Origin of the sequence: Variovorax sp. 22077, from assembly GCF_052044195.1 — a bacterium.
GTDB lineage: Bacteria > Pseudomonadota > Gammaproteobacteria > Burkholderiales > Burkholderiaceae_C > Variovorax > Variovorax atrisoli.
In genome coordinates this window covers 128,050-153,323 of sequence record NZ_JBQEQC010000010.1, presented here as the reverse complement: position 1 = coordinate 153,323, position 25,274 = coordinate 128,050, and the positions used below count along the sequence as shown (strand labels likewise).

Genomic DNA, 25,274 nt, shown 5'->3' with positions numbered 1-25,274 from the left:
CGCACTCTAGGCTCGCGTCTCCAGTTCGGACCCGCAACGACGCATCAAGCGAACCGAGCGCGCGCAGCAAGTCTCGGAACCCTTGCCCTCGCTGAGGTTCGCCGGTGGATGAACGGTGTTCCACGACGGCCATGTGCAGCGCCTCTTTCGCTGTGGTGACTGCGGGGTACTGGGAATACGTGGGCAGCATGCCCTGCCCGGCGTCACCGACAGAAAGCCAAAGCGAGCCGGCCTCAGCACTGAAGGCCGCAAGGGCATCTTCTCCTGGGCCCGCATGTTGCGCGATGTTGTCCAATAGCTCACCCGCGGCACCGGCGATGGCCTGGGCCGCTGGTCTGGGCATGCCTGCAGAGGTGGCGGAGCGAAGAAGTGCAAGCAGGAACCTCTGAGATTCCAGTTCGTCCTCCTCAGAGGGCTTCCCGTGTTGAGCCCGCAAAACACCGACTGCGCCACCCCGCCCAAAGCTCCAGGTTCGGCCTTCCGGAAGTTGTCGAAGCGCACTCCCAATTTCTTGTGGGATGGAAATCTTTAGGCGAAGACCTGGACGGATACTCCTTCGCCGAAACATCAACGTCTCGACCAGCGGACCAAGTGAAAGGGCGTCGCCACCAATTACAACTTCACTACCACCTCGCAGACACTGGAGGGTTGTGGAATCGGCGATGGCGAAGTCAGTGAGCATTGAAGGCGGCAAGCCGGAAAAGCAAGCAGCGTTAGTCTGCCAGCGCCTTCAGCAACGCATCGCGCCCGTCCTGATAGAACTCGATGTCGAGCTTGGTCGCCATCTCGTCGGATAGGTCGAACAATTGCCGACGGCATGAGACCGGAAGGAGCAGGGACTTGGCACCCTTCTCAACCGCGATTTCAGCTAAGGTCACCGCGTTGTGAATGGGCTCGATGGTGCCCCCAAGCGTCACCTCGCCGGCCACGACTAGGCCGCCACGCACCGACTTCTTGAGAAGCGCGCTGGACAGCGCGATGAGGGCTGCCACACCGGTCTTGGCTCCGGACTTGGCCGCGTCGAAACCACGAAGCTGCACCGAAAACTCATGGGACCGCGGGTCCCGGTCACCGACCAATTGTTGGGAGCGGGCGTAGAGGTTCTGCTCGGCGCAGCGAATCGATTCTTTGAACGGCGCCGGAACCGGGTTGTTGAGCACCCGCACGCCGCTGCCGGGGCCCTCTGTGGCCTCAAGGCGGAACAGCCCGGTGTGCTCGTCCTGTCCGCCTGGGCTCAGCGTCCAAATCTGGCCGCATTCCAATGGCTCGTCGCCGATGCCGCCCTGGCTCTGCAGCTCGGGTGTACTGACGAATTTCTCTACGCCCTCCGCGCCCATCGTGTAGCTGAAGTGCGTGTTGCGGAACTCGGCCGCGCCGATTCGCTTCTGCTGTTCTTTGACCCGCCGCCGCACTTCCAGCGCCAGGCGAACGGCCCATTCCAGGTCCTCGTCGCTGACCGCCGTCTCTGCGTTCGGGTACAACAGCTTCAGGAGCCCGCTGACGGTCTTGTTGACGCCGTTGAGGTCTCGGCCAGAGAGTGCGCCGCCCCAGTAGACGCGCCCTTGCAGGGTGGACACCCGACTCTGGTTGCGCAGCTGGGTGAAGCACTCGGACAGGAAGTCGCTGACCAAGCCGAAGTGCTCGGTGAACAGCCCCGGGTTCAGCTTGGGGACATCCCAGCCCGGCAGGAAGCAGTGGATGCGGTCCATGAAGGCCGTGTCGTCACGCATCTCGGGCGGCAGTGGGCCAAACAGATGGCCGATACGCTGCTGGTGCTCCACGTCCACGTCGAAGTTGCCCACCAAGACGATGGAGCCGTCGGCGCGGATACTTTCCTTGCCACGGGAGAACTCACCGCTCTCCATGTAGCCCTTCATGATGTTGACGCCATCCTTTTGGTCGAAGGAAACGCCCGATACCTCGTCGAAGCACACCACGTCGTACTGGCATACCAGGCCCCGCTGGCCGCTGGCGTTGTTGACGAACATGCGGGCCACGGTGGCCTTGCCGCCGGAGATGAGGTGCGCGTACGGCGACACCTGTTGGAACAGGTGAGACTTGCCGGTACCGCGTGGCCCCAGCTCGACCAGGTTGTAGTTGCGCTCGACGAACGGCACCATGCGCAGCAGCAGGGCGTCCTTGGCCCGCTCGCGCAGCGTTTCAGGTTCGAAGCCGACGCTGCGCAGCAGTAGGTCGCGCCACTCGGCTGTGGTGAACTGTACGCGCCCCTTGGCCAGGGCGTCCAGGACTTCGCGCTTGGACAGCTGGATGGCACGCAACGCATCGACGCCGAAGGGGCGGCCTCCTTTCTCTTGTGCGATGGAAGCGTCGTAGCCCAATGTGACCTCGGCATAGAAGCCGCCGGTCAGCATGCGCTCGTTGTCCTTGACCATCTCCGGCGTCAGCCGAACCTCGTTCAGCCGCAGGCTGGGCAAGGTGGCGACGTAGGAGTCCGTCTTGGAGTCAAGCCTGGCCGTGATGATGTCGATGATTTTCACGGAGCCCGATTCCCGGGCCCGGGCCTTGAATAGCTCTTCCTCGCCGGCCTTCACGGTGCGAGAGCCCAACTGCCGCTGCACGATGTCCAGGCCCTCCTGGATTTCGGCTTCGTCCGTCGTGGCGCAGTAGCGGCCGAGCAGGAACTCGACCACATAGGTCGGCACCGGAAACTGGCGGCTGAACGTGCGCACCAAGTCCTTGCGAACCACGTAGCCCTCGTAAGCGGCCGTAGCCTTTCGGTCCAATTCGTCGAGTTGCATCGTCACTTTTCTCCCACCGTGGTCGCCTGCTTCTGCAGGAGTTCGCCGTCGGCCCCAAGCACCACCACCACGGCTGCTGCGCCCATTTGCTCATCATCAGCCACCGCCAGGCTGGCCTTGCCACCATCAAGGGGCTTGCTCGCCGCAAGCGAACTGGAAGCCAAAGCCGCCTTGGTACGGATGTCCACTCGCTGGCCTACCGAGGCACCGGCCACCACCACTGTGCACCGCAGGCCCTTCCATGTGACTGACTGAATCTTCACGGCAGCACCTGGTGAAGCCATGCCGGCGCATTCCAGCTGCAAGACGGGGACGAGGCATTCTTGCAAGCTGATACCGCCGTGCGCGTAGTCTGCGCCGGCCATGAAGTTGGTCACCCCAGGGGCGTAGGCCACCTGCACATCCTTGCACCAGTCCCAGCCGAAGGTCAGCGGCGTGCCATGGGCGCTGTCCTTGAGGACAGCACATCGCCCCCAGCGGGTCTCGGCCTGGTGCTTCGCCAATTCGGACTTCGGAAGCCCCCCCGGGACCAACAACCAACCGTGGTCCGTGACGACGCGGATGCGCTTCCAGCCGGCGTCGACAAATTCGGTGATGCGCTCGACGACCTGGTCCAGTTGGGTCGTCATGTCGCGAGCCAGGCGTACGCCGTGCTCGTGCCCGTAGTGGTCGAGGTCGCCGGCTTCGGTCCATGCTCGACCCTGCGGGTCCCCGGTCTCGTGCTTCTCAAGGGGCGAGACACCTTGTTCGCTCAGCAGTTTCCGAAAGTTATGAGCTGAGAGCGGCTTGCCGTCGGCGGCCACCCTGGGCTCGAAGTCAACATCGTCTGCTGTGCCGGCGATGAAGCCTGCCACCGGCGAGCACCACGCCTTTCCGGATGCTGTGACCGAGGGCATGCTGGTCCAGTTGGCCTCAATGCTGGTTTTGCCAAGCGGCGAAAGGCGCTGTTCCAGCAGTCGGGCGACGTCATACCGCAGGCCGTCGACGAAGACCGTGCATGTTCCCTCCGGGAGCGTTCCGTTGTCCTGAGTCGACAGCGCCTTCAAGCCACCAGCGCCTTTGACCGTTTCTTGCAGCCTCCTGGCGGATTCCTCGAGCCAGGGCAGGTACATCGCACGCAAGGCCGCGCCAACGGCTTCAGCATCGCTCTTTGCCTGGACGCAACCGAGTGCATTCAGCGCCGCTTGGTCGACCTGCCATCCCGACTGCTGGTAGCTGGCCGCCAGCTCTGCTGGTGTCTGTCCGATTGGGAGAGCCGCGCTTCGCTGGGCAACTTCCGCCAAATGCTCAAGTGTGGCGGCCAACGGCGAGCGCCCCATGCGCGACCACAGCCAGCCTCGACGCTGACCGTGTTCCTTCTCTGCGGTAGCAACCGCTGTACGCGCCTGGGCCGCGTCCATGCTCGCGCACGCTGCCAAGGCGTAGCGCAGGGCGTTTTCGCTTTCCTCGTTGGCTTGCGGATAGCCGGCCAGCAGTTCCTGGTCTGGGAACAAGCCCATCTGCGGCGGCTGGACCTTCGCCAGCAGCGGGTACACGTTCGGGAAGCTGGCGAACGAGTCGCGGTACAGCACGGCGACTGCAGACCATTTGCCTTCCCCCTTGGCCAGACGCTCGGCGGCCGCCAGCACCCCATCGGCCACCGGGTCGAAGCCGAAGTCGGACTTGCAGCGCTTCGTGAACACATCCCACAGCACGTCGCCCCATTGCTGGCGTGTCGTGTCGGGCGCGTTCATCCACTGCAAGAGGTCCCGGGTAGGGTTTGGCGCCAGCAGGCTCAGCAGCCACTCCGCGTTGATGGCGCGCCCTTGGAGCTCGGCCACCGGTCGCTCCAGCAACACGCCGGACTGCAAAGCCTGACCCAGCGCTTCCAGCGTCTGCCTGTCTTGAGCAACGTCCAACCCAAGGCCCCCGTTCTTGGAAGCGAGGAAGGCGCTGACCGTCCAGTCCTTTGCGGACGCCTGGCTCCAGACTACGCCGCGGTACTGAAGTTCAGCCAGCGGCTGCAGGTCTCTCGGGCAGCTCTCGATCGCGCGGAGCTCTGCCCGGCTGACGCCCGACAGGTAGAGCACCGGCACGCCGTTCATTGGTACCTCCGGCACCAGCCCAGCCATCGCGCACTTCAGCCAGATGGCCGGGCCAGAGCGGCTCTCAAGGTCGTAGTCGCCCAATGTCAGCAGGTTGGGCATGGCCTGCCGCAACGGCCCAATGGCTGACTCCCACTGACGGTCCTTGTCGGGCCAAAGCACTGCGCTGGCACTGACCGCCGTGTGCGAATTGCCCTTCGCCGCGGACACGACAGCCGCTGCGAGAGCGTTGCGCAGCAAGGTCATGGACGTGGCCTGGTCCGCAGAAGCGCTCACTTCTCCGCTCCCAGCAAACCCATCTCGAAGAGAAACCGTGACGGCGCCTTGCGCCATCCGTTGTACTTTTCTCCGTAGCTCATGGTCAGCGTTTCAATGGTTCTTGTGATGGCGACAAAGCAGTTGCGACGCTCTTCCTGCATTTCGCGACTGTCATCGCCAGACTTCTTGCTTTGGAACGATGGCAGCTGGTCCTCGGACATGCCAACAAGGTAAACGTGCCGAAACTCTAGGCCCTTGGAGCTGTGGACGGTCAGGCAGCGCACTGAGTTGGCTGGTGCTTCCGGTGTCTTATTGGCCAGCGCAAGTTCTTGAAGAAACTGGCCCAGCGATAGCGCATAGGCATCTTCCTCGCCTCCAATCTCGCGAATGATGCTCTGCCACACCGCCCGTTCCGACGGGTACTCGGCGTACTGCTCGTCACCGCTGTCTCGGCTTTCGCTCTCGACGGAGTCGAAATAGGCCAGCGCTTCTTGGATGAATTTCGCGTAGTGGCCGCGGACTAGGGCGGAGACGGCTTGCTGCAGCGGTCGAGGGACTGCTGCACTGTCTGTAACGAGCGCTCCAAGTGCTTCCAGTTGGTCGCCATTGAGTTGAGCGGAGAAGCCGGCCAAGTCTTCCTCGCTCGAGTCTTGCTCGACACAGTCCGACAGCGCTTTCGTGACTGTTGCGGCCAAATCATCATCTGACCGCACCAACGCCAGTTTCAAAGCCGACGCTATGAATCGGAGAGGTGCGCTTTCGAACTGAGACTTCCGCCGCTGCACGTGGCTTGGAACTGAAACCTCGCCCAGAGCCTTCTGAACACGCTCCAGCAGCTTGGTCGCACGGGCCAACACCACCACATCGGCAGGGCGAGCCCCGGCTGCAAGCCTTGCCTTGATGCGTTCGGCGATGCCTCGGGCCTCCTGCTGGTCATCTTCGAAGGCCAAGAGCTCGATGGGGTCCGCTCCCGAGTCAGCCTTCATGGAGAGCAGAGGCTTCTTGTCTGCAGAACGTTCACCGTTGTGGACGATGAGCGCGTTGGCCAATGCCACCACCTCCGGCGGACATCTGTAGTTCTCGGGCAGCTGGATGGTCGTCAGGTCGTAGTGCTGCTCAAGCTCTCGCACCCTGCTTGGACTGGCCCCGTTCCACTGATAGATGACTTGGTCATCGTCCCCCACGATGAAGACGTTGGCGGACTTCTCAGGCGCCAGGGCACGCAGTACGCGGTACTGGGCGACATTGGTGTCCTGAAACTCGTCGACGCAGACGAAGCGATAAACCGTGCGCAGTTGCTTGCTGACGCGAGGCCGCTCTCGGAGCAACTCTTCGCAAAAGTACAGGATGGCTCCATAGTCCAAGCAGTTCTGCTGCTTCAAGAGCTCCTTGTAGCGGGCGAACAGCACCTGGAGTTGTTGGCCTGCCTCAGGGTCCTTGAGCAGAGTTGGAACCCTTGCATCGGGCGTTACATTCCGAAGCAGGAATTCAACTGCAGTCAATGCCCGCTCGGCAGAGACGAACTTTGTGAGTTCGTCTGCCTTCTCCGCAAGTACCGACTTGATGAGGCCGACTCTCTCTGATTCCTCAAGAATCTCGAAATCCGGGCTCAGCCCAAAGTGACTTCCGTGTTGCCGAAGAATGTCGGTGGCGAACGAGTGAAACGTCGTCAGCAGCACTCGCTCTTTCGCGTCTGGTACCAGCTTCTGCAGCCGCTCCCTCATCTCAGCTGCCGCCTTCCTCGTGAAGGTCAAGCACAAAATCCGGAAGGCTTCGTCGCGACTCTGCTCAACCAGCCGCCCGACACGGGCAGTCAAGGTCGCGGTCTTGCCGGACCCTGGCCCCGCAAGCACCAGCAAGGGGCCCTCGTTCCACTGAGCAGCGGCCCGTTGATTGGGGTTGAGCTTTTCAAGGTATTTCACTGGTCGCCCTTCGAAAGTTGAACAGCCGCCTTTAGGCATTCAGCGATTTCTATTGGGACAGACGCGCTTCCTGCGACGACCATCGCCGCCACTACAGCGTGGGCTGCAGACGGCTTGCCGTTGTTGGGGAGACATTGGTAGAGCTGGCCGGGATATGCATCGTCCGTCTTGTCTACCGTGATGTAACGTGGTCTATTCTGTGCGCTGGCATGCTCTTCGTAGATGTCCATGAAGCCTCGCCGACACAGGAACGGCTCAATGGGCTCGTTGTTTGGAAGAAGGGATATGTGGGCACTTTCATGTCGGCCAGCAAGTGCATCCCGTGCCTTCCTAATGTTTTTGAGTCCTGCCGGGTCGCCATCTGAGAAAACGTGCCACTGGATGCCAAGCACATCGGCGGCGGAAATGAAAATAGACAGGTCACTTTGCGCGTAGTCGACGATACGTACAGCCGCTTGCTCCAACTCAATACCGAGCACTCGAGCGGCGCCACTAAGGATGATTACGTCCGTTTCCCCTTCAACCAGAAGCCAGGTCCTGGCAAAAAAGAGTTCTCCACGAGTCCTGCGGACGAAATAGTCAAACTTCTGCGACTGTCGCTCATCCAAGAGTCCGCGAGGTAGCGCGCCTACTTGAACTTTTCCGTCCTTCTTGTACAGCCGGCGAATTGAATGGACATCGACCTCGGAAAGTAGGTCGCCTGAATGTGTTGCGACCAGCTTTTGGCCATCAATGTCGTCGATGGTCTTCCAAAGCGCCCTGACCGCGTTCGGATGCAGGTGAGCCTCGGGCTCTTCCAGCGCGACGATGGGCTTCGACTCCTTGACGCCTTGCTTCCGGGCCAGCTCCGACTTCAGGAATGCGTCGAACAGCATCAGCACGGTCAAGCTCTGCGTGCCCTCGCCATGCCGCCCGATAGGCAGTCGCGCACCAGTGGATGACGCGATGCTGACCTGCGTGCGATTCAGCATGTCGAACACCCGTGCCGGCACGGCGTCCACACTGACGACGTCCTGCCCGCCGAGCGCGACCAACTCTTGAACCTTGGCCAGATGCTCGCGTACCCCTTTGAAGGTGCCATGGGCCTCGATGATTTGGGCGTTGATGTCCTCGAGCTGCGTTTCGATGGCAGCTTTGGTCGCGTCGTCGATTTGGGAGTTCTTGACGAAGGGAGACCAGAACTGTGAAGTCCGCGAGAACTCTTTGCCGGCGTCGCGCAAGGCGGACAGGTAGAACAGCGGGCGCAACTGCTGCAGGCCCGTCAGTCGGCTGCGGTTCTTTGCGGGCAGAGGATTGCCGGCAGCATCGAGAAACTCAAAGACAGTCTCGATTTCCTGGGTCGCTGACGAATACTGAGCCGTGACACGCAGTTGGACCCGGCTTCGGTCGTCGGGGGGCATCAGAGCAATCACACCACCGTCGCCGCCAAGCCGCTGCTCGACCTCATCCGACCACTCACCAGCTTTCGCCTCTTCAAAGGTCAGTGTGATGACGATGGGCGGCGCGGTGGTGGGGTCTGCGGCCTTGCTCTCAAAGTGCAGGTCGAATTCTTCGAATGGTGAAGCTCGCCCAGCCGAACGTAGGGTATATAGGCAGGCTCGCAGCGCGTGCAGCACCGTGGTCTTGCCGCAGTTGTTCTCCCCGACCAAGACGGTCGTAGGGCCGAGCGCGAGCTCAAGGGCCTTGATGCCTCGGTAGTGTTCAATCTTCAGACGAGTCAACAGCATCAGGCAGCCCCCCTGGCCCGTTGCTTCTCCGCCACCGTCAGGTGGTGGTCGTTGATGCGGTCGCCGCCAAAGGTCTTGAACCACGGCGCACTCTCCACATCCTTGCCGCGGTCCTTGTCCCAGGTGATGTTGAGCTTGGGCTTCTTGTTGTGGCGCAGCACCTCGGCGGTCATGAAGGGCCGGATGTTCAGGCGCACACCGTCGTTGAGGTCGGGGTTCCAGCCGATGGGCTGGTCGGCCAATGACTTCCATCGCACGAAGATGTCGTAGGGCGGCTCGCCTTCGAAAATGAGTTCCAGGCGGCGCTTCAGGTCCTGGGCTGCGGCCAGGCGCTGCTGCGCGCCGTCGATGCGGTCGCGCACGCCGGCCTCCTGCTGGCGAATCCAGTCGCCCAGGTAGGTGTGGATGAGGCGTTCCAGCTTCTTGTGGTCGAGCTGGTGGTAGTTAACCAGCGCGGCGAAGCCTTCCTTCAGTCCGTCCCACACATGCCAGATGAAGGGGCGGTGGTGGAAGCGCTTCGCGTGCTGCTCGAAGAACTTCTCGCGCAGCCAGACATCCAGGCCCTTGCCGGCGCAGTCGGCATCAACCAGCAGCTTGTCGAGCACGGCGGGCTTCCAGCTGCCGGGCTGCACGGTCTCCCAGGCAGCAATCAGCAGCTTGAGCAGGCGGTCATGCGCTGGCGCCTCGCCGCGCACCGAGGGCAGGCAGACGATGCCGTCGTCGTCGGTGTGTTCGGCCAGCTTGTCGCAGCGGGCAATCCAGGCGCGGGCCTCGTCGGCCAGTTCCATTGCCGTGTCGGTCTCGGCCGGCCAGCGGTAGCCGGCCAGGCGGGCGACGGCGACTTGCAGCGGGTCCGTGGCGGAATGCGGGTGGCCGTGGAACAACCACTGGGTGGGGTCGTCCGACTCGGCCTTTGGCAGGCCATCTGGATACTCAGACTCTGCTCTCAGCCGCCAATGCGAGATATCAAACGGAACCTTAGCTACAGTGCCGTTAGTCACCTTGAGTGACTGGTCGATTGCTCGGACGGCTTTAGAAAGTTCTCCGGACCTCGCAAACGCCCACAGGGCTGGCAGGTCGTCTTGAGAGTTCGGCATTAGAACCCCCGTGTTTTGGTTGAACGGAAAGCCCAAGTAGATGGAACACGGCAAGTCCCCCATTAGGCTCACAACCACACCCTTGCGACCCCAGAACTGCGAACCGGCTCTCCATATGCCACTGGTGTAGCCCTGAGCCCTGAGCGCCTCCATCTGCATGTACAGCGAACCGGTTCCACCCTCCCACCGAACAATGTCTTCGCAGCCTCCGAAGTGGCGAGTCGTTTCCACAGTGGATTGCGAGTACTCCCAGATATCGTCGAACGACGCGACTTCCCAGAACTGGCACACAAACCGGGGCAGATCAAACGTCTGCATGCCTGTTCCTGGCTTCGCATGCTCGCCCACCAGTGTCCGAACGCCTGCGGCGCTTACCTGGAACGACACGATTGCGTCAGCAGCTGCAAGTAGGACCTCGTGCGTCGCGAGGGCAAGAGGACTGTCACGAAGCAGCCGTGCTTTCTCGGGTGCGGACCGCGTTTCGCTTGCATCAATCATTGCGACAGATGAGTTCCCTGTCGCACAGCCCCGTGTCAAGGTGAACAGGACCACGCTGACGACCTCGCCTCCAATTCCCTCGAATGCTCCTGAACCGAGTCGAGATAGAAGGTTCCAAGTAGTTGAACGAAGCAAGGTCTGCCGCTGCTTTTTGTAGCTGGACAAATACAGCCAGCCCTGCGGCATCACTGCTTGCACGACTCCATGCTGACCACTCTGCGCCAGCTCTTGGCAGCGCTCCAAGAAGACGTTCGCCAAATCGCTTTTCGCCTCAGGATAGTGGTCCTCGCAGTAGTCCTTCAATGCAGGGTGTTGCTTACCGCGCGCGAGGTAAGGCACGTTCGTCACCACCAGGTTGTAACGCCCATCCAGCAGTCGGGCCGCATCCAACAGGCCCTTGGCAGTGAGCGTCAAGTCCCAGCTGTCGTCCTGCAGCTCACTGGCCTGCCCCCACAGCGTGGCTGGGCGCTCGGTGGCCAGCGCACGCGCCAGCAGGTCGCGCAGGGTGTCGAAGCTAGACGTGGCCAAGTCGTCTTTCAGGCTGCGCGCCGGGTCCAACAGGCTGCCCAGAAGCGGTGCCTGGGCGAAGCTGGCGTGCAGCAGGCGCAGTTCCTGCCGCAGGTAGGCGGCGTTGGCGGCGTCGTCCGGCACCAGGGCCATCCAGTCCTCGGGCTTGGCCGCTACCTTCAGGCCACAGCACGCCACCTGCGGCGCCGGCATGTCGGCGCGCACGCCCAGCGGGTCACCGTTTTCGTCCGGGAAGCGCCAGGCGGCCAAGGCCAGCGCGAAGACGGCGATTTCCACGCAGCGGGCGTCCAGCTCCAGGCCGTGCAGGTTGTCGGCCAGCACGGCATCCACCGCGTCCATCGCACTCAGGCCCTCGGTCGCCATGCGCATGGGCACCAGCAGCAGGAAGGCCGCCACCAGGAAGTGACCCGAGCCGCAGCAAGGGTCCAGCAGCTTGAACTCGTCCAGCCGGTCGGGCCAGCCTTCGAACTTGCCGGCCGCCGGCGTGCCATCGTCCAGCGTGCGCAGGTAGGTCAACGGCACGGGGCAGGTCTGGTCAGGGTGGCGAGTTACCCACCAGGCACCCAGCGAGTTGTGGAGCAGGAAGTCCACCATGTAAGGCTCGGTGAAGAGCTGGGTGACGGCGGGCAGTTCGTCGGCGCCAATCTTGACTTCCGAGGCGTTGACCTCGTCCTTGCGCTTGGCCTGCCAGAACTGATAGACCCAGCCCAGGCTGTCGCTGGCCTTGAACACCTCGGGCGGCAGCGCGGCCAGCAGGCGCTCCAGCTCGCGCTGATGCTCGGGCGCGAAGGCCAGCTCGAACACCGGGCTTTGCGGCTTGAACACCTGGGGCAGCATGCGGCCGGCCAGCTGGCCGGCCAGTTCCCACTTGGTCTTTGCGCCCAGGTTCATCACCGGGTCGGCTTCTTGCGCCAGGGCTTCGCAGTCGTCCAGCGACACCGCCGCGCCGGGCTCCCACAGCAGCAGGCCGTTCTCTGCCAAGAAGCGGGCGAACAGCATGCGGTGCCAATGCTCGTAGGCCACTTCCCAGACCAGGTGCTGCAGGGCCTGGGTGTCGTCGTTCGCCTTCTTGTCGCCGAGGGCGCGGCCGTGGGCGCGCAGGCGACGGCGTAGGGCCTTGAGGTCGTCGGTCAGGTAGCCGGGGGCGCTGGCTTCTCCGACAGCCAGTTGGCTCAGGGCTGCGTGGGCACCCTTCTCAGCGACTTCACGGGCGGACTTGACGGTGGCTTCGAGCTGGCTGCGCAGAGGCTTGGCCAGGGGCTGGTTGTTGATGCTGTGGGTCGACATGGTGTTCTGTGTCTTGTTTTCGACGTAACTCAGGTAACGGGGTAACTGGTACCGGTGTGACCTGGCCTCCTCTTGTTTTCGCTTAGAGCGCCACGGGACCTTGCTTCAGCTTGGCGTCCAGCAAGGCCTCCACTTCGGCCAGCCAGGCTTTCAGCTCGGCTTGGTCGTTCAGCGTGCGCTTGGGCAGAGTGACGTGGACGACGTTGGGCTTCAGCAGCTGCACGGCGGCATGGCGCGCGGCCTCAAAGCGGCTGGGCAGCGCCTGGGTCTTGGAAACCCAGTGCTCCAGGTCGCAGTCATCCAGGGCGTCCTGCAATTGCTCGGGCGTGCCAAGCTGCAGCGCACCGGGTGCCGATAGGTGGTGCTGGGCGCACAGGTCCGCCCGTTGCGCGTTATTGAGCTTCTTCCAGTCTGCGTCAGACTGAAGCTGGGCCTGCTGCAGCGCGAAGGTCTCTTGGAAGCCGTCGAGCTTGGCGTTCAGCGCCTGACGCAGCAGGTCCACTGTTTTGTCCAGCAAGGGGCGCACGGGGTTTGGGTCGACCAGCAGGCTGCGCTGCGCCGCGATGGCATCCACCTCGGCCTTCAGCGTGACGTAGGGCCCCAGCGCCTTGACGTGGCGCAGCAGGTCATTGAGCTTTCGCCATACGGGCAGGCGTTTGGCGATGTCGTCGGCCGTCTTGGTCCAGGTCTTGGACAGGCCCACCAGTTCGTCATAGCGGGTGAACAGCTCCAGCAGCTGCGCATTGCCGGTCTGGGCCTCAATGGCTTCCAGCGCGCCCAGCTTCGGGGCCTCGGGGGCGGGCGCGGGACCACCGGCCTTGCTCGCCTGGTCGCGCAGCTTGACCAAGAGGGCGGGCACCTTGGTCAGCTCTTCCTTGGGCTGGCAAGGCACACCCACGGCACTGAACAAAGAGCGAATCTTGATGAGCTGCGGCGGGGTGATGTTGACGCTCTCGCGCTGGAAGCTCGTTTGCGTTAGCTTGGCGCGGTCCAGACTCTTGGCGTCGACGGCCTTCGACGCCGCATCGGTCGCCTTGATGTGGCCGGTGGCTAGTAGGGCGTACAGTGCGCCGTCGATGGCGTCGCGCGGCCAGCCAAAAGGAGGCGCCTCGAAGTTGTCGCGAATCTCGGCGCCCTTTTTGCCGGGGCCGATGTAGGCCAGCAGCTTCTGGCAGACCGGGTGCTTGTCCGCCTCCTGAGTGTGGCCGACGAACTTCATGGCCTCGAGGTTGCCCTTGCGAGCCTCGTCGAGCACCTTGCTCCACAGGTCGTGGTCTGCGGCGTCGAACTGGCTGTAGAGGCGGATGGCCGAGGACTTGGCAGCGCGGTTGATGCGGTCAGCCAGGTCGTTGCCGTCCTGCGTTTCCTGACCGCCGGCCTGAAACACGCGCACACCGGCCAGCAGTTGTTCCAGCAACTCGGCCACCTCCTTCTCAGCGGTGCGCTGGCGGCTCTCCATCGAGCGCTGGGCATCGCGGCCTTCCTCGGTGGATGGACTGCCCTTCTTCTGCAGTGTGGTGCGCGCCGCCTCCAGCGCCACGATAGCGTTGGTCAGCTCGGTCTTGTGCTGAGCCGGGAGGAAGGCGAAGAGCGTGGGGTTGTCGGCGCTCTTGGCCTTGGCTTCGGCGATTACGGACTTCTCTTCCGTCTGCCAGCCGTCCTGAATCCACAGGTACAGGCTCTTGTCGTAGTCCTTGGGCAGGCTGTCGTCGTAGGTGGGCGTGAGACGGCGTTCAACGTTGTCCTTGCCCTGGACGACGCGGACCTTCTTCAGCGCTTCACCGAAGCGGCCCTTGAGCAGGTCGGCTCGCTTCTGCTCGACCCGCTGTGGGGCAGCCTTCAGCTCGGCTTCCTGCGCACGGAACTCGTCGTACCAAGCACTGGACTCGCGAGTCTGCAGGCGGAACTCGGTGCCGCTGCCTCCGGCCAGGGCCATAACTAGGCGGTCTTTATTCTGCAGTTCGTCCAACAGCGCGGGCAACTGCTTGCGCAGTTCGGACGAACCGGCGGACAGGTCGGTCACCAGCAGGTCGGCCAGGGCCTCTTCAGTCGCCTTCAGGCCGATGTCCATTGCGGCATCAGCAGGCAGCTTGTTAATGAGGTAGATGAGTTTGAGCAGCTTGCCCTTGAGCTGGGCGTGCGCGTCGCCGGCCGCGAAGCGCTGGACGTTTTCGAACACTTCCTTGGGCAACTGCGCCGTGGAGACCAGGTTCGCGGCAATCTGGTCGTACAGGAAGTCGCCGGAGACAACATGGCCCAGCGGCGCATCCGCCGTGGCCAGCACCGCCTCATGCACCACGCGCAGTTGGCTGCGCAGCTGGGAGACGGTGCCGGTGGTGTCGATGGTCCGAAGAACACGTTCCCAGAAGCGGCGGCGCACCGGCAGCAGCGGGTAGTCGGACGTCATCACGTCCTCGTCGTCGGTGACGTGTTCAAGCTTGGTGCCGCGCAGGTGACGCGAGATTTCGCCGAGATTGGCGCGCCAAACATGCTCCACCTCCGGCTGCGCCGATGGCTTCTTGGCCAGGATGATTTGGCGGGTGACGTTCTCGACGTCCCAATCGCCCAGCATCACCTGCACCGGGAAGCGACCCATCAGGCGCTGCAGGTTGGGCATCCCTGAAAGGGCTGACTGACCGGTGCCCACGAACAGCAGCTTGCCGTTGAAGTGCTTGGACAGGGTCTCGGTGACCTCTTGCACCTGGAAGGCCTTTTCGGCGTCAGCGCCGATGTACTGCTGCACCTCGTCGAGCACCACCAGCGTCAACGGGAACTTGCCATCCACGGCGAGCGCCGCCTCGATGGCAGTCGTCATCTGCTCGCTGGTGACGTCGGTGACCTGGGGGAACTGCTCCTTGAGCAGCTTGCGGGCGTCGGCTTCGGTGTGGGCCAGGTCCGGACGAGCCTTCAGCAGCGCCTTCGCCAAGTGCCCGGACACGTACATGTGTGGCAGCTCTTGGGCCAGCAAGCGGCCAGCGGCCTTCAGCTCGGCCTCGACAGTGGGCAGGAGGCCTTCGCGGCTCATCCACAGCACGAGCTGCGCCTGGTTGTATTGCTCGGGCAGGCCCTTGGACTTGAACACGATGCCCAGCAACGCAAGACGGACCTTGTCACCGGCGCCGGCACCGAGCTTGCCCGCGGCCGCGTGTAGCGTGCCGTGTCGCTTGCCCTGGGTGCTGAGCTCCTTCAGGTGCTCGAACACGCCGGTGGGCAGCTTGGCCAGACTGCGGGCGGTGGCGCCGTCGGTGAACTGGTAGTCAGTCCACAGCGTGCGCAGCATCTTTGCAAGGTGCGACTTACCGCTGCCGTAGAAGCCAGAAATCCAGACACCCGGTTGCTCGGTGCCGGCGTCGAGATTGACCAAAAACTTGTCGAGGATGGTTTCCAGGCCCTTCTCGTACTGGCCGTCGCAGACGAAGCTCTCGAGCTCGTAGCGCAGGATGGCTTGAGCAGCTTCGGTGTGGTCTTCCGAGACTTCAGCAACGCCGTTGTTGACGAGCCTGTTTTCTTTCGGTGCCTTGTTGTAGATGTCCCGGTTCAGCATGGTGGTCTTTGCTTTGGTTTTTCGTGTGTCGTGTTCGGTCAGTCCTGGGCCAGCAGCGGTACGGCCAGGTAGTTCCAGCCGTCTCGCGCATCGAGCAGGCGGTAGGTGTGGTTCTCGGGGTGGTGCTCGCCAGGGAAGAAGACCAACAGCCGGCCGTCGACGGCCTCCTTGATGCCTTCGACAACAGACGAGACCCGCGCCAGCCCGAACAGCGTGCCGACACCCAGCAGCGCCACCACGGTGTCAGGGCCCGCCTCGGTTTCGATGCGGGTCTTGAGCTTGGCGTTGAGGTCGGCGACGAATTCCGTCAGCTCGCCGGCCTGGTAGCCCGCCAGGTCTTCCGGAGACTCGAAGTACGCGTCGCGGTACTCCTGAGCAGCCATCCACTCGGGGAAGGCGTTGGTCAGGTCCAGCAGCAGCCAGCGCTTGCCGGCCTGCTGGGTGGCCAAGGCGAACTCCTCGACGTTCGCGCGCAACCGAAGCTCGTCTGCCTTGTCGTAGACCGCGAAGATGACCCGCTGGATGGCCGCGAGCCCCGCCTGCCACGGCACGGTGAGGTGCTGACGGTACGCGGACACCAGCTTGGCGACCTTAGATGACATGGGAGACCTCCTGGCGGATTCGTTCTTCTTCGGGCGCGAGGTAGCCGGGAAAGCGCACCTCCTTGACGCCCCCGGCGTTCATGAAGACGAGCAGGCCCCGATGTGACGCCGAGTTTGCAAGTGCTTCTAGCTCATCCGGAGAGCCACTGACCAAGTTCATCCAATCGGAGGAGAACAGACGCTGCCCGGTGCGGCCCTCCAGGTAGCTCAAGAACAACAGCAGCGTGATGGATTCCGGCTGTGCCTGGACGACGGCCCGGGTCTTGCGCACCCGACCGTGCAGGTGGCCGGATGCCGTCCAGGTGCCTGCCACGTTCTGGGCGAAGGACTTCAGAGAGGCGGGGCTGAACCGGTCCGGGTCGGCGGCGCTCAGGTGGGCCTCCACCACATCACGGGGCACGGCTGCCCCAGGAGCAAGCGACAGGATGAAGGGCTGGGAGCCTCGCAATAGCGGGTCACGGGCCAGCGCAACAGCGAGGGCAAGCAGCGGCTGGGCGGCCTCGTTGAGCTCCCACAGGCGCCGCAGCGCACGGAAGATGGGGTTGGCCGCGTCGAGCGCGTACAGGGTCGCCAGATGCCGCAGCGCGAGTTCGCGCGCCTTGCGGGTGGCCTTGCCAAGAACGTTGGCGTCGACCACGGCCGAGACGTAATCCGCCCGTTCGGCATCGGCTGCCGTGTGGGCCATCAGCAGGCGCAGGTCGTCCAGCATCATGGTCCGCGCGGCATGCGGACCGTTCAGACCGAAACGGAAGCCCAGTTGGGTCAGGAGGGCCTGGCGTCGCTCACTCACGCAGCGCTACCTCGCAGGTTGGTATTGGGTAGCGTCTCGTCGGGTACACCCTCGAGCGGATGGCCCTGCGCCCGGCAGTAGGCGACCACCATGACTTCCACCATGTTGGCGAGGCTGCGCATTTCACGCTCGGCGGCCGACTGCAGAGCAGCCTTGATGTGCGGCTCCACGCGAATGCTGACGACCTCAGATTTGCCGGTTGCCATGGATGGCTCCTGTAAGTAAACCGCTATCGGAATGCTAGCTTACTGCACATTTCTGAGTCACCTGCAGCGAGAGCCATATCCAGCCGGGAAATCTTCTACTTCAGAGCCGCCCCGGTGCGTCAGCGTGACTGCACGCGCCCCTACACCGTGTCGGCGCCAACCATTGAGCAACGGCCAACTCGATGATCAGATAGGTCTTGCTCATTGCCGGACGGCGTTGGCGATCAAGAGCCGCGAAGTCGCGCGTGTCGCACCCACGTAGAACAGCCGCATCTCTTCCAAAGGATCATGATCGTCCTTCGTGATCCCCACATCCTGTCCCACGACACCCTGACGCGCCCCCATCACCGCAACCACCGGAAACTCCAGTCCCTTGCTTGCATGCAGGGTCATCACCTTGATGGTGTCCGCCCCCGGATCGAAATCACGCGTGCCCTTGCGCACCTTGTGCGGCAGGCGGCGACGCTCCAGCGCCCGGGCACATTCGTCCATCAGCGCCCAGCTCCGACACAGCACCGCCATGTCGCCCCAGGCATGGCCTTCGTTGTGCGCGCTGGCCATGAGTTCGGCGATCCGGTCGGCCTGCGCCCGGGTGGTCGGCAGGTCGATGACGATCGGCTCGGGCCCTTCCCTGCCGCAGCTCACCGGTTGCACGAGCGGGACGCCATCGTCATCCTTCTCCTGGGGCCGCAGGAGCTCGGTCGCCATCGCACTCGCCGTCTGCAGGATCTGGCGCGTGTTGCGGTAGTTGATCCTCAGGATCGTCGTGCGGCCCTGCGCCTGCACGCCCACGCTCTTAAAGCTGAAAGGCTTGCCGCTGCGCTTGTCGTAGATGCTCTGGGCATCGTCGTACAGCAACAGCAGGCTGTTGGTCGCAGGGTCGACCATCTGGGTGACCAGCTTGAGCCACTCGGGCGCGAAGTCATGGCCTTCGTCGACCAGCACCGCGAGGTACTGGCCCGACGGAATCATCTTGCGGCCCACGCCGTCGATGACGTTGTGCACCATCTGTTCCATCTTGGCGCCCACCGGAAGGTCGTTGGGCGGCAGCGGCTGGCCGAACGCCACGAGTTGGTCGCGGCACCATTTATGGAAATGCCGCACCTGGACGCGCTCGGCCAGTCCCTTGGCCTGCATCGTCGCCTGCAGCTTGACCGCCAGCGGCTCGTTGTAGCAAAGCACGAGCACGGGCTTGTGCACATCGGCCGCGGCCTTGGCCAGGTACTCGGCGCGGTATCCCAGGATCATGGTCTTGCCCGACCCCGCGACACCGTGGATGACCCGGTGACCGTCCCCGAGGCTGCGCGCGAGCTGCTCCTGCTGCAGGTCCATCACGCGCAGGAGGTCGGGAATCGTCGCCTGCTCGTCGGCATCGTCGAAAAGCGCTCCCTGCTGCGGCACCCGCACCTCGGGAAACAGGTTCCACCGCACCCGGTCGATCTGCGGCAGCGACAGCGTGCCGCGCATCAGCACCGGGAACATGTCCCAGAGCCGGCTCTGTAGTGCCTCCGGCTCGACGTCCTCCAGCATCTCGTCGGAGCAGACCACGCGGTGGGGTTCGATCGCACCGCCGAGCCCCGCAGCCTCGAACTGCTTTCGCGTGATCCGGGTGAAGACGACGCCGTAGCTCCATGGAAAGGTGAGCATGCCTTTCCACTTGCCCTCGTGCTGAATCAGCTGAGGGTCGCGCTTGAGCGCGTCGACGACCTGCAGCGCCTGATGGCGGGCTTGCTCGATCGGGTTGGGAACATTCTTTGGAACACCGTCGGGCGCGATCGACCAGTCGCCGCGACTGGCCTGCTGGATGGTGTCCAGGCGCCAGTCCTTGGTCTCCAGGATCAGCAGACCCCGGCTGGGATGCAGCACCACGAAGTCGGGGTGGCACTGCCTGGGGCCGATCGGGACGTCGTACCACAGCAGGTAGTCTTCATCGAGCTTCTGCTGCAGGCGTTCCGCCAGGCGCCGCTCGCCCGAGGTCATCCGGGAGACGCAGGTGCTCAACGCAGGAATCAGGACAGCCATGGAAGGTGCCATCGCTTCGGACGGCTCGAACAAAGAGGTGAAACGCAACCTACAGTAACAAGCGGATACGGTCAATTGCAGTGTCTATCAACCGATGTGGGAAGCCCTGAGATCCGAGGACTGTTCAAATACACAGTTATGTATAAAATTGCAGTATCCAGGCGCCAGCCTCCACCGCGCCCTGCGATCCCGTCTGCGTGGAGGAAAAGGAACAGGCATGTCCAAGAACACCAAGCAAACATCCCCAGCCGTCGCTTCCGTCGCGGGCAGGACACTCGGAAGCGCTTCGGCCAGCGGCATCCAGCGCTCACTTGCCGGTTCGGCGCTGCGGCAAAGCGGCCGCCCCGCGCAGACCGGTACCCCGACGGAAGACCGAGCCTCGCGCGCACTGGACAACCCTCACGCGTCGAAGGTGACCAAGACGCTTGCCGGCAGCGTGGTGTCTCAGTCGAACAAGACGCGTTAGCCCGTCGCCCGCGGTCCCGCGCGCCCTCCGCGGCGCACGGACGCTATGGCATGCATGCGCCTGCATGGTGTGAACTGCCACCGGATGGGATCTGATCGGACGAACCATGGTCGGGCCTCATGACCGCATTCGCCGCCGATCCACCTCCAAGCCCCCAAGCCGCGACCTGACAGACATGCCAGTCGGGTACACGCCCTCTCCAAAATAGAATGCCTCCGGTGACTCTCGCGCACTCCATCCATCCCGACGACACCCCTGCCCTGCGCAAGGAGCGAGGGGCGTTCTTCACCCCCGACGAGATCACCCGGTTCATCGCCCACTGGGCCATACGAAGGGCCGACGACCTCGTGATGGAGCCGTCGGCCGGTGACGCCGCCTTCCTCGTGGCGGCCGTGGCTCGCCTTCGCGAACTCGCACCGGACTCCGACGCGCCACCCGTCGTGGACGGTGTCGAGATCCATGCCCACAGTGCGAAGGTCGCCCGCCAGCGTGTGCTTGAAGCGGGTGGCAAGGCCAACGTGAGGCACAGCGACTTCTTCGCGATCGAGCCCGAGCCGGTCTACGACACGGTCATCGGCAACCCACCGTACATCCGCTACCAGGATTTCTCGGGCGAGTCCCGCGCGCGCTCGCGCGAAGCGGCACTCCGCGGCGGTGTGTCGCTCACCGGCCTCGCCTCCAGCTGGGCCGCTTTCACCATCCACTCCGCCCTCTTCCTGGGGAAAGGCGGGCGCCTCGGGCTGGTGCTCCCGGCCGAGCTGCTCTCGGTGAACTACGCGGCGCCCGTGCGCCGCTTTCTCTTCGAGCGCTTTCGCGAGGTACAGCTCGTGCTTTTTGCCGAACAGGTGTTTCCCGAAGCCGAGGCGGATGTCGTGCTGCTGCTGGCCGATGGGTACCAGGAGGGCCCGGCCCACCATGCCACCATCCGGCAAGCGAGGAACGCGGCAGAGCTCGCCTCGCTGGGCGTCGGACAGACCTGGACACCCACGGACCCGGCTGCCAAGTGGACGGCCAGCCTCGCCGACCCCGAGGCCGTCGAGCCGCTGCACCAGCTGCTGAAAGAAGGCCATTTCACCCACCTGGAGACATGGGGGGACACCACCCTGGGCATCGTCACGGGCAACAACAGGTACTTCACGCTCTCGCCCCAGCGCGCCAAGGAGCTCGGCCTGCGCAGCAAGGAACTGCTGCGCCTCTCGCCCCCCGGGAGCTCGCACCTGCGAGGCCTCTCGCTTTCCGAGGACATGCTCGCGAAGCTGGGGCGAGACGGACAGGCCACCCTTCTCTTCTATCCGGGCAACCCGCCTTCGGCCGCGGCCGCCGCGTACATCGCCGACGGCCATCGCACCGGTGTCGATACCGCCTACAAATGCCGCGTGCGCAAGACCTGGTACCAGGTGCCGCTGGTCCCTGCGGCGGACCTGCTGCTGACCTGCATGAACGCAGACACGCCCAGGCTCACGGCCAATGATGCGAAGGCCCGACACCTCAATTCGGTGCACGGCGTCTACTTCGACGCCAAGCACCGGGAACTCGGCTGCGAGCTCCTGCCGCTGGCCAGCCTGAATTCGGTCACGCTGCTGCATGCGGAGATGGTGGGGCGCGCCTATGGGGGCGGCATCCTGAAGATCGAGCCGAAGGAAGCCGATGTCTGGGCCATGCCGTCGCCGGGGTTGATCTTGGCGCGGGCAGATGCACTCCGCAGCATCAAGCAGCAAGTCGCCAGCCTGCTCGCGGATGGCCGGCTGCTCGACGCGGTCGCGCTTGTGGATCAGGCGCTCCTGGCGGACCTCGGTGACCTGTCGACCAAACAGCTCGCCCATATCCGGCAGGCACGGGCAGAATTCGCGCGTCGTCGAACCTTGAGGGGGGCCAGTGGCCACTGAACCGAGCGCCAAGGCCAAAGCCTGGGTCATCTTTGATCGGATCGTTGCACGCGCTGCCCCCGACAACGTCCACAGCAATCCCTGGATCCGAAGCGCGGACGGACAGTTGCGCTTCGAGCCCGATTTCGGCACCCTGGCCCAGCTGCTGGGCGTTCCCCTTTACCTGAAGGCCGGGACGCAGTCCGGCGTGCCGGCGCTGGCGCTGGACGTCTGGCTCAGCTACGAGTTGCGACGCGCGGGCTTCAACACCGACCAGGTGTGGCCGCGGCCGGTTCACCCGCGCATCCTGCCGGCGCCCATTGCCAACCTGCTGAAGGCATTGCCTGCCACGACCCGCCAGGCCGTCAGGGAGCGTATCGAGAGGGACGGTGCGATCACCGGCGCGACCTCCTCCAGCGGGATCATCCTCGGCAAGAACTACCTCAAGCAGGTGGATGTCGTGATGTCGGACTGGGTGACGGGTCCGGAACTGCTGATCTCGACCAAGCGCATGGACTCTTCCTATGGCAAGAATGCGCCCAACCGCATCGAGGAATCCTATGGCGACGCGAAGAACCTGCGGCTGCGGCACCCCCTCGCTGCGCTGGGCTTCGTCTTCGGCCTGCGCTCCGACATTCTCCAGAAGGAACCGGCGACCGCCGAGTGGCTGTTCGACCTGCTCGCCAAGCTCGGTCGCGAGGACGACGCCTACCATGCCACCTGCCTCGTCCTGATGGAATACGGCCACGACGAAGCGATCCCCGAGACCGGCGAGGAGCCTGCCGTGACGGCCCTGCCGGAACCTGGGCGCGAGGTCGAGGAGGAAAACGCGCCAGCCCCCGCCCTCGATGCCATCGTCGACCAGGACATCGCGCAACTGCCCAAGGTGAAGATCCTCACCGAGCAGATCCCGCAAGAGTTGGCGCCTGCCCGCTTCCTCGCGGCGATGGTCACGCGGGTCCTCGGCGCCACCCCGGTCAACATGCACAAGGAAGCACGAACGCGGCGCGCTTCGCCTGCGTTGCGATAGGGCCCGGTCCCCCTCCTCTTGGCTGACGAGGCTGGTTGGATGCTATTCTCACCAGCGATCTCCACCAAAGATGGTGAGTTGCTCGGCCTGACAGAATCCATGCAGCTGCGTTGCCCGGCCTCCGAGCACGCAAGCCAACTGCGACACCACCGCATGCGGTTCAACGGGACGTCGAACGCGAAACCAGGAACGAAGTATGAGGTTCTGGGCAGGGGTAACGGACAACGCCTGGTTCAACTTCCTGAGCCAATCGGCTCCCGATGAGGTCAACTTCTGGCAACCGCGAGGCGCCGCCACCTATGCGGCGCTGGAGCCGGGCACGCCATTTCTATTCAAGCTCAAACGCCCCTATCACCACATCGCCGGCGGCGGCTATTTCGTGAAGTCCACATCGCTGCCACTGTCCATCGCCTGGGAGGCCTTTGGGCCAAAGAACGGCGCTGCGCATCGTGCCGGTTTTGAGAAGTTGGTCCGTGGCCTGTTGACAGACCCCACGGTGAGGGATCCAGAGATCGGCTGCACAGTACTTGCACAACCGTTCTTCTGGCCGCGCGACAGCTGGATTTCCGACCCGATCGACTTCGCCACTGCCATCGTCCGCGGAAGGTACTACGATACGGCCGAGCCACCAGGGGCTCAACTCTGGGCCAGCGTGCAGTCGAGGCTGACGGCGCCGCTCAACGCGTCACCACGGGCCGGCGAGCCTGCTCGGCCGGAGCGATATGGCGCCCCCCTACCGGTGCGCCCCAGGCTCGGCCAAGGCGCTTTCCGCGTGCTGGTCACCGATGCCTACCAGCGCCGCTGCGCGCTGACAGGTGAATCCACCTTGCCCGTGCTGGAGGCGGCGCACATCCAGCCCTATTCGGAAAGCGGTCCGCACGATCCCGCCAACGGACTGTTGTTGCGCTCTGACTTTCACAAGCTGTTCGACATCGGGCTGGTGACTGTCACGCCGGATCACCGCATTGAGGTCAGCCCCCGCATTCGCGAAGAGTGGTTCAACGGCAAGGCTTACTACCGTCTGCACGGACAGCCGCTGCCTCGACTGCCAGAGCATCCGGATCACCGGCCCGGCGAGGCCTACCTTCGCTGGCACAACGAGAATCGGTTTTTGGGCTAGCGGTCGATACACAAGCCATGCCATTCTTCAGCCCACCGCGCGAGCACTTCTTCCGGCCTCTCACGCACGACAACCGCGAACTGTGCGCCGCCGTCCTGCGTGCCTTGCACGAACGGGTCCATGGTGCGAATGCCGACTACGCGGAGGTGCTGACACGCGAGCTGGTGCTGGAGGTGATCCGGCATGCGCTGAACGATCCCGCGTTGCGTTGCCTGGCCTTCGAGGTCGGGGCGACAGCGCGGGCCGAAGAAGAGCGCACCTACGCCAGCGACTTGCTGCGCAAGCTCAAGGAACATGGCTGGCTGGAGGACTACCGCGACCCCATCGATCTCAAACCCACGCTCAAGCTCAGCCGCGCGGGCAAAGCCTTCAGCGAGACCTTTGCCAATCTTGATGATTCCCGCGCCAAGACCCGCCAGCGCAACATGCGCTCGGCCCGAAAGGCGCTGGCGGCCTTCATTGCCACCCGAGACGTCGATGAGCTGCTGGATGCACACGAGTTCGCCAGCCGCGTGGTGCAGGATCTGCAGGACGACATCGAATACTTCCGTCACCTGATCCAGAGCCTGACGCGCGAGGCCTTGGCGCAGAAGGTGGCCTGGAACGAGTTCAATGATTTCATCGAGAAGCGATTTGCACGCGAATACGCCGTGCGCCTGGTTGCCGACTCGGCCGAACGCCATCGCGGTCATATCAACGAGGCATTGGAAGATGTGCGCGCACTCGACGATGAGCAACGCACCTTGGTGGACGCCCACCTGCTGCAGCGCGCGCCCTGGCTGGAGCAGACAACACAGGGCCGTAGCCCCATGCTATGGCTCGCGGACCGCATCGAGAGCATGGTAGAGGCCGCCTGCGGCCTGAAGCTGCCGATGCTGCGCTCGGAGATGAGCAACTACGTGCGCCGCTTCACCAGCCTGCTGCGACAAGCGCTGTCCCTGGACTATGGTGCCGAATCCCCCCTGGGCCGCACCATGGCCTGGCTGAAGGAGCAGCCGGAGTCCGCCCGCGAAAGGCTGCTCGACACCCTGACCCGCCGCCTGGCCACCACCGAGATCCGCCTGCCAGGCGGCGTGCTGCGCTGGACGGTGCGTGACCGCGAATCGGAGAGCGTGGCGCAGGCTCCGCTGGTCGTGGACGAGGCCAGCCGCCTGAATGCGCTGCTGCGCCGAGCCGAAGCCGAGGCATTCGCCTTCAGCGATCAACAGGTGCTGCAAGGCCTGTTACCCCACCTGCAGGGTGGACCGATCACGCTGACGGCCCTGCCGGTGGACACCGCAGAGGACGCGGTCCGCCTGCTGCACGCCGTGGGCGCCGCGCGTTCGACCGAGGGGAGACGCCTATTACAGGCTCGAAAGACGTCGGGCCAGGTCAGCACGCCCTACTTCCTGGCAGATGACTACGAGCTGCGCGTCGAACCGATGGAAGGGATGGACGTGACATCCGGCCAGGCCCGCAGGGAGCACTGA

15 protein-coding genes are annotated in these 25,274 nt (G+C 63.9%); 5 read left to right on the top strand and 10 right to left on the bottom strand.

All coding sequences use genetic code 11. The features are described from left to right. Positions 1–713: 713 nt before the first annotated feature. The 10 genes from brxL to ACTJLF_RS16400 form a co-directional block, all read right to left on the bottom strand. Complete coding sequence (gene brxL, locus ACTJLF_RS16445) at positions 714–2,759, bottom strand: protease Lon-related BREX system protein BrxL (RefSeq protein ID WP_440883501.1); 2,046 nt, start codon at positions 2,757–2,759, stop codon at positions 714–716. Positions 2,760–2,761: 2 nt separating this feature from the next. Continuing rightward, positions 2,762–5,089, bottom strand: coding sequence for a BREX-1 system phosphatase PglZ type B (gene pglZ, locus ACTJLF_RS16440; protein ID WP_440883500.1), 2,328 nt, complete (start codon positions 5,087–5,089; stop codon positions 2,762–2,764). Between the two features lie 26 nt (positions 5,090–5,115). Continuing rightward, positions 5,116–7,023, bottom strand: a complete 1,908-nt coding sequence (locus ACTJLF_RS16435) for an ATP-dependent helicase (RefSeq protein WP_440883499.1) — start codon at positions 7,021–7,023, stop codon at positions 5,116–5,118. Then, a complete protein-coding gene (locus ACTJLF_RS16430) occupies positions 7,020–8,750 on the bottom strand; it encodes an ATP-dependent nuclease (RefSeq protein ID WP_440883498.1) in 1,731 nt (576 codons plus the stop codon). The genes ACTJLF_RS16435 and ACTJLF_RS16430 overlap by 4 nt, the downstream gene beginning before the upstream one ends. Continuing rightward, positions 8,750–12,160 (bottom strand): Eco57I restriction-modification methylase domain-containing protein, encoded by a 3,411-nt coding sequence (locus ACTJLF_RS16425; RefSeq protein WP_440883497.1) that lies wholly within the window; start codon positions 12,158–12,160, stop codon positions 8,750–8,752. Before ACTJLF_RS16425 ends, ACTJLF_RS16430 begins: the two co-directional genes overlap by 1 nt. Before the next feature lie 82 nt (positions 12,161–12,242). Beyond that, complete coding sequence (brxC, locus tag ACTJLF_RS16420) at positions 12,243–15,704, bottom strand: BREX system P-loop protein BrxC (protein ID WP_440883496.1); 3,462 nt, start codon at positions 15,702–15,704, stop codon at positions 12,243–12,245. Positions 15,705–15,742: 38 nt separating this feature from the next. Beyond that, positions 15,743–16,306, bottom strand: coding sequence for a BREX protein BrxB domain-containing protein (locus ACTJLF_RS16415; RefSeq protein WP_440883495.1), 564 nt, complete (start codon positions 16,304–16,306; stop codon positions 15,743–15,745). Next, positions 16,296–17,096, bottom strand: a complete 801-nt coding sequence (locus ACTJLF_RS16410) for a hypothetical protein (RefSeq protein WP_440883494.1) — start codon at positions 17,094–17,096, stop codon at positions 16,296–16,298. The genes ACTJLF_RS16415 and ACTJLF_RS16410 overlap by 11 nt, the downstream gene beginning before the upstream one ends. After that, positions 17,093–17,302: a hypothetical protein gene (locus ACTJLF_RS16405; RefSeq protein ID WP_440883493.1), complete on the bottom strand. Its 210-nt coding sequence runs from the start codon at positions 17,300–17,302 to the stop codon at positions 17,093–17,095. Before ACTJLF_RS16405 ends, ACTJLF_RS16410 begins: the two co-directional genes overlap by 4 nt. A 201-nt stretch (positions 17,303–17,503) precedes the next feature. Further along, positions 17,504–19,324 (bottom strand): 3'-5' exonuclease, encoded by a 1,821-nt coding sequence (locus ACTJLF_RS16400; RefSeq protein WP_440883555.1) that lies wholly within the window; start codon positions 19,322–19,324, stop codon positions 17,504–17,506. A 217-nt stretch (positions 19,325–19,541) separates the two neighbouring features. Between ACTJLF_RS16400 and ACTJLF_RS16395 the strand changes: the two genes are divergently transcribed. The 5 genes from ACTJLF_RS16395 (at position 19,542) to ACTJLF_RS16375 (ending at position 25,274) form a co-directional block, all read left to right on the top strand. Next, positions 19,542–19,790: a hypothetical protein gene (locus ACTJLF_RS16395; RefSeq protein ID WP_440883492.1), complete on the top strand. Its 249-nt coding sequence runs from the start codon at positions 19,542–19,544 to the stop codon at positions 19,788–19,790. A 218-nt stretch (positions 19,791–20,008) separates the two neighbouring features. Beyond that, complete coding sequence (locus tag ACTJLF_RS16390) at positions 20,009–21,676, top strand: N-6 DNA methylase (RefSeq protein ID WP_440883491.1); 1,668 nt, start codon at positions 20,009–20,011, stop codon at positions 21,674–21,676. After that, the gene (locus tag ACTJLF_RS16385; protein WP_440883490.1) at positions 21,666–22,685 is read left to right on the top strand and encodes a hypothetical protein; all 1,020 of its coding nucleotides are present in this window, start codon (positions 21,666–21,668) and stop codon (positions 22,683–22,685) included. Before ACTJLF_RS16390 ends, ACTJLF_RS16385 begins: the two co-directional genes overlap by 11 nt. A 196-nt stretch (positions 22,686–22,881) precedes the next feature. Further along, positions 22,882–23,805 carry an HNH endonuclease gene (locus tag ACTJLF_RS16380; protein ID WP_440883489.1) on the top strand — a complete coding sequence of 308 codons (924 nt, stop codon included), beginning with the start codon at positions 22,882–22,884 and terminating at the stop codon, positions 23,803–23,805. Between the two features lie 17 nt (positions 23,806–23,822). Continuing rightward, on the top strand, positions 23,823–25,274 hold the full coding sequence (locus ACTJLF_RS16375) for a Wadjet anti-phage system protein JetA family protein (protein ID WP_440883488.1): 1,452 nt from the start codon (positions 23,823–23,825) through the stop codon (positions 25,272–25,274).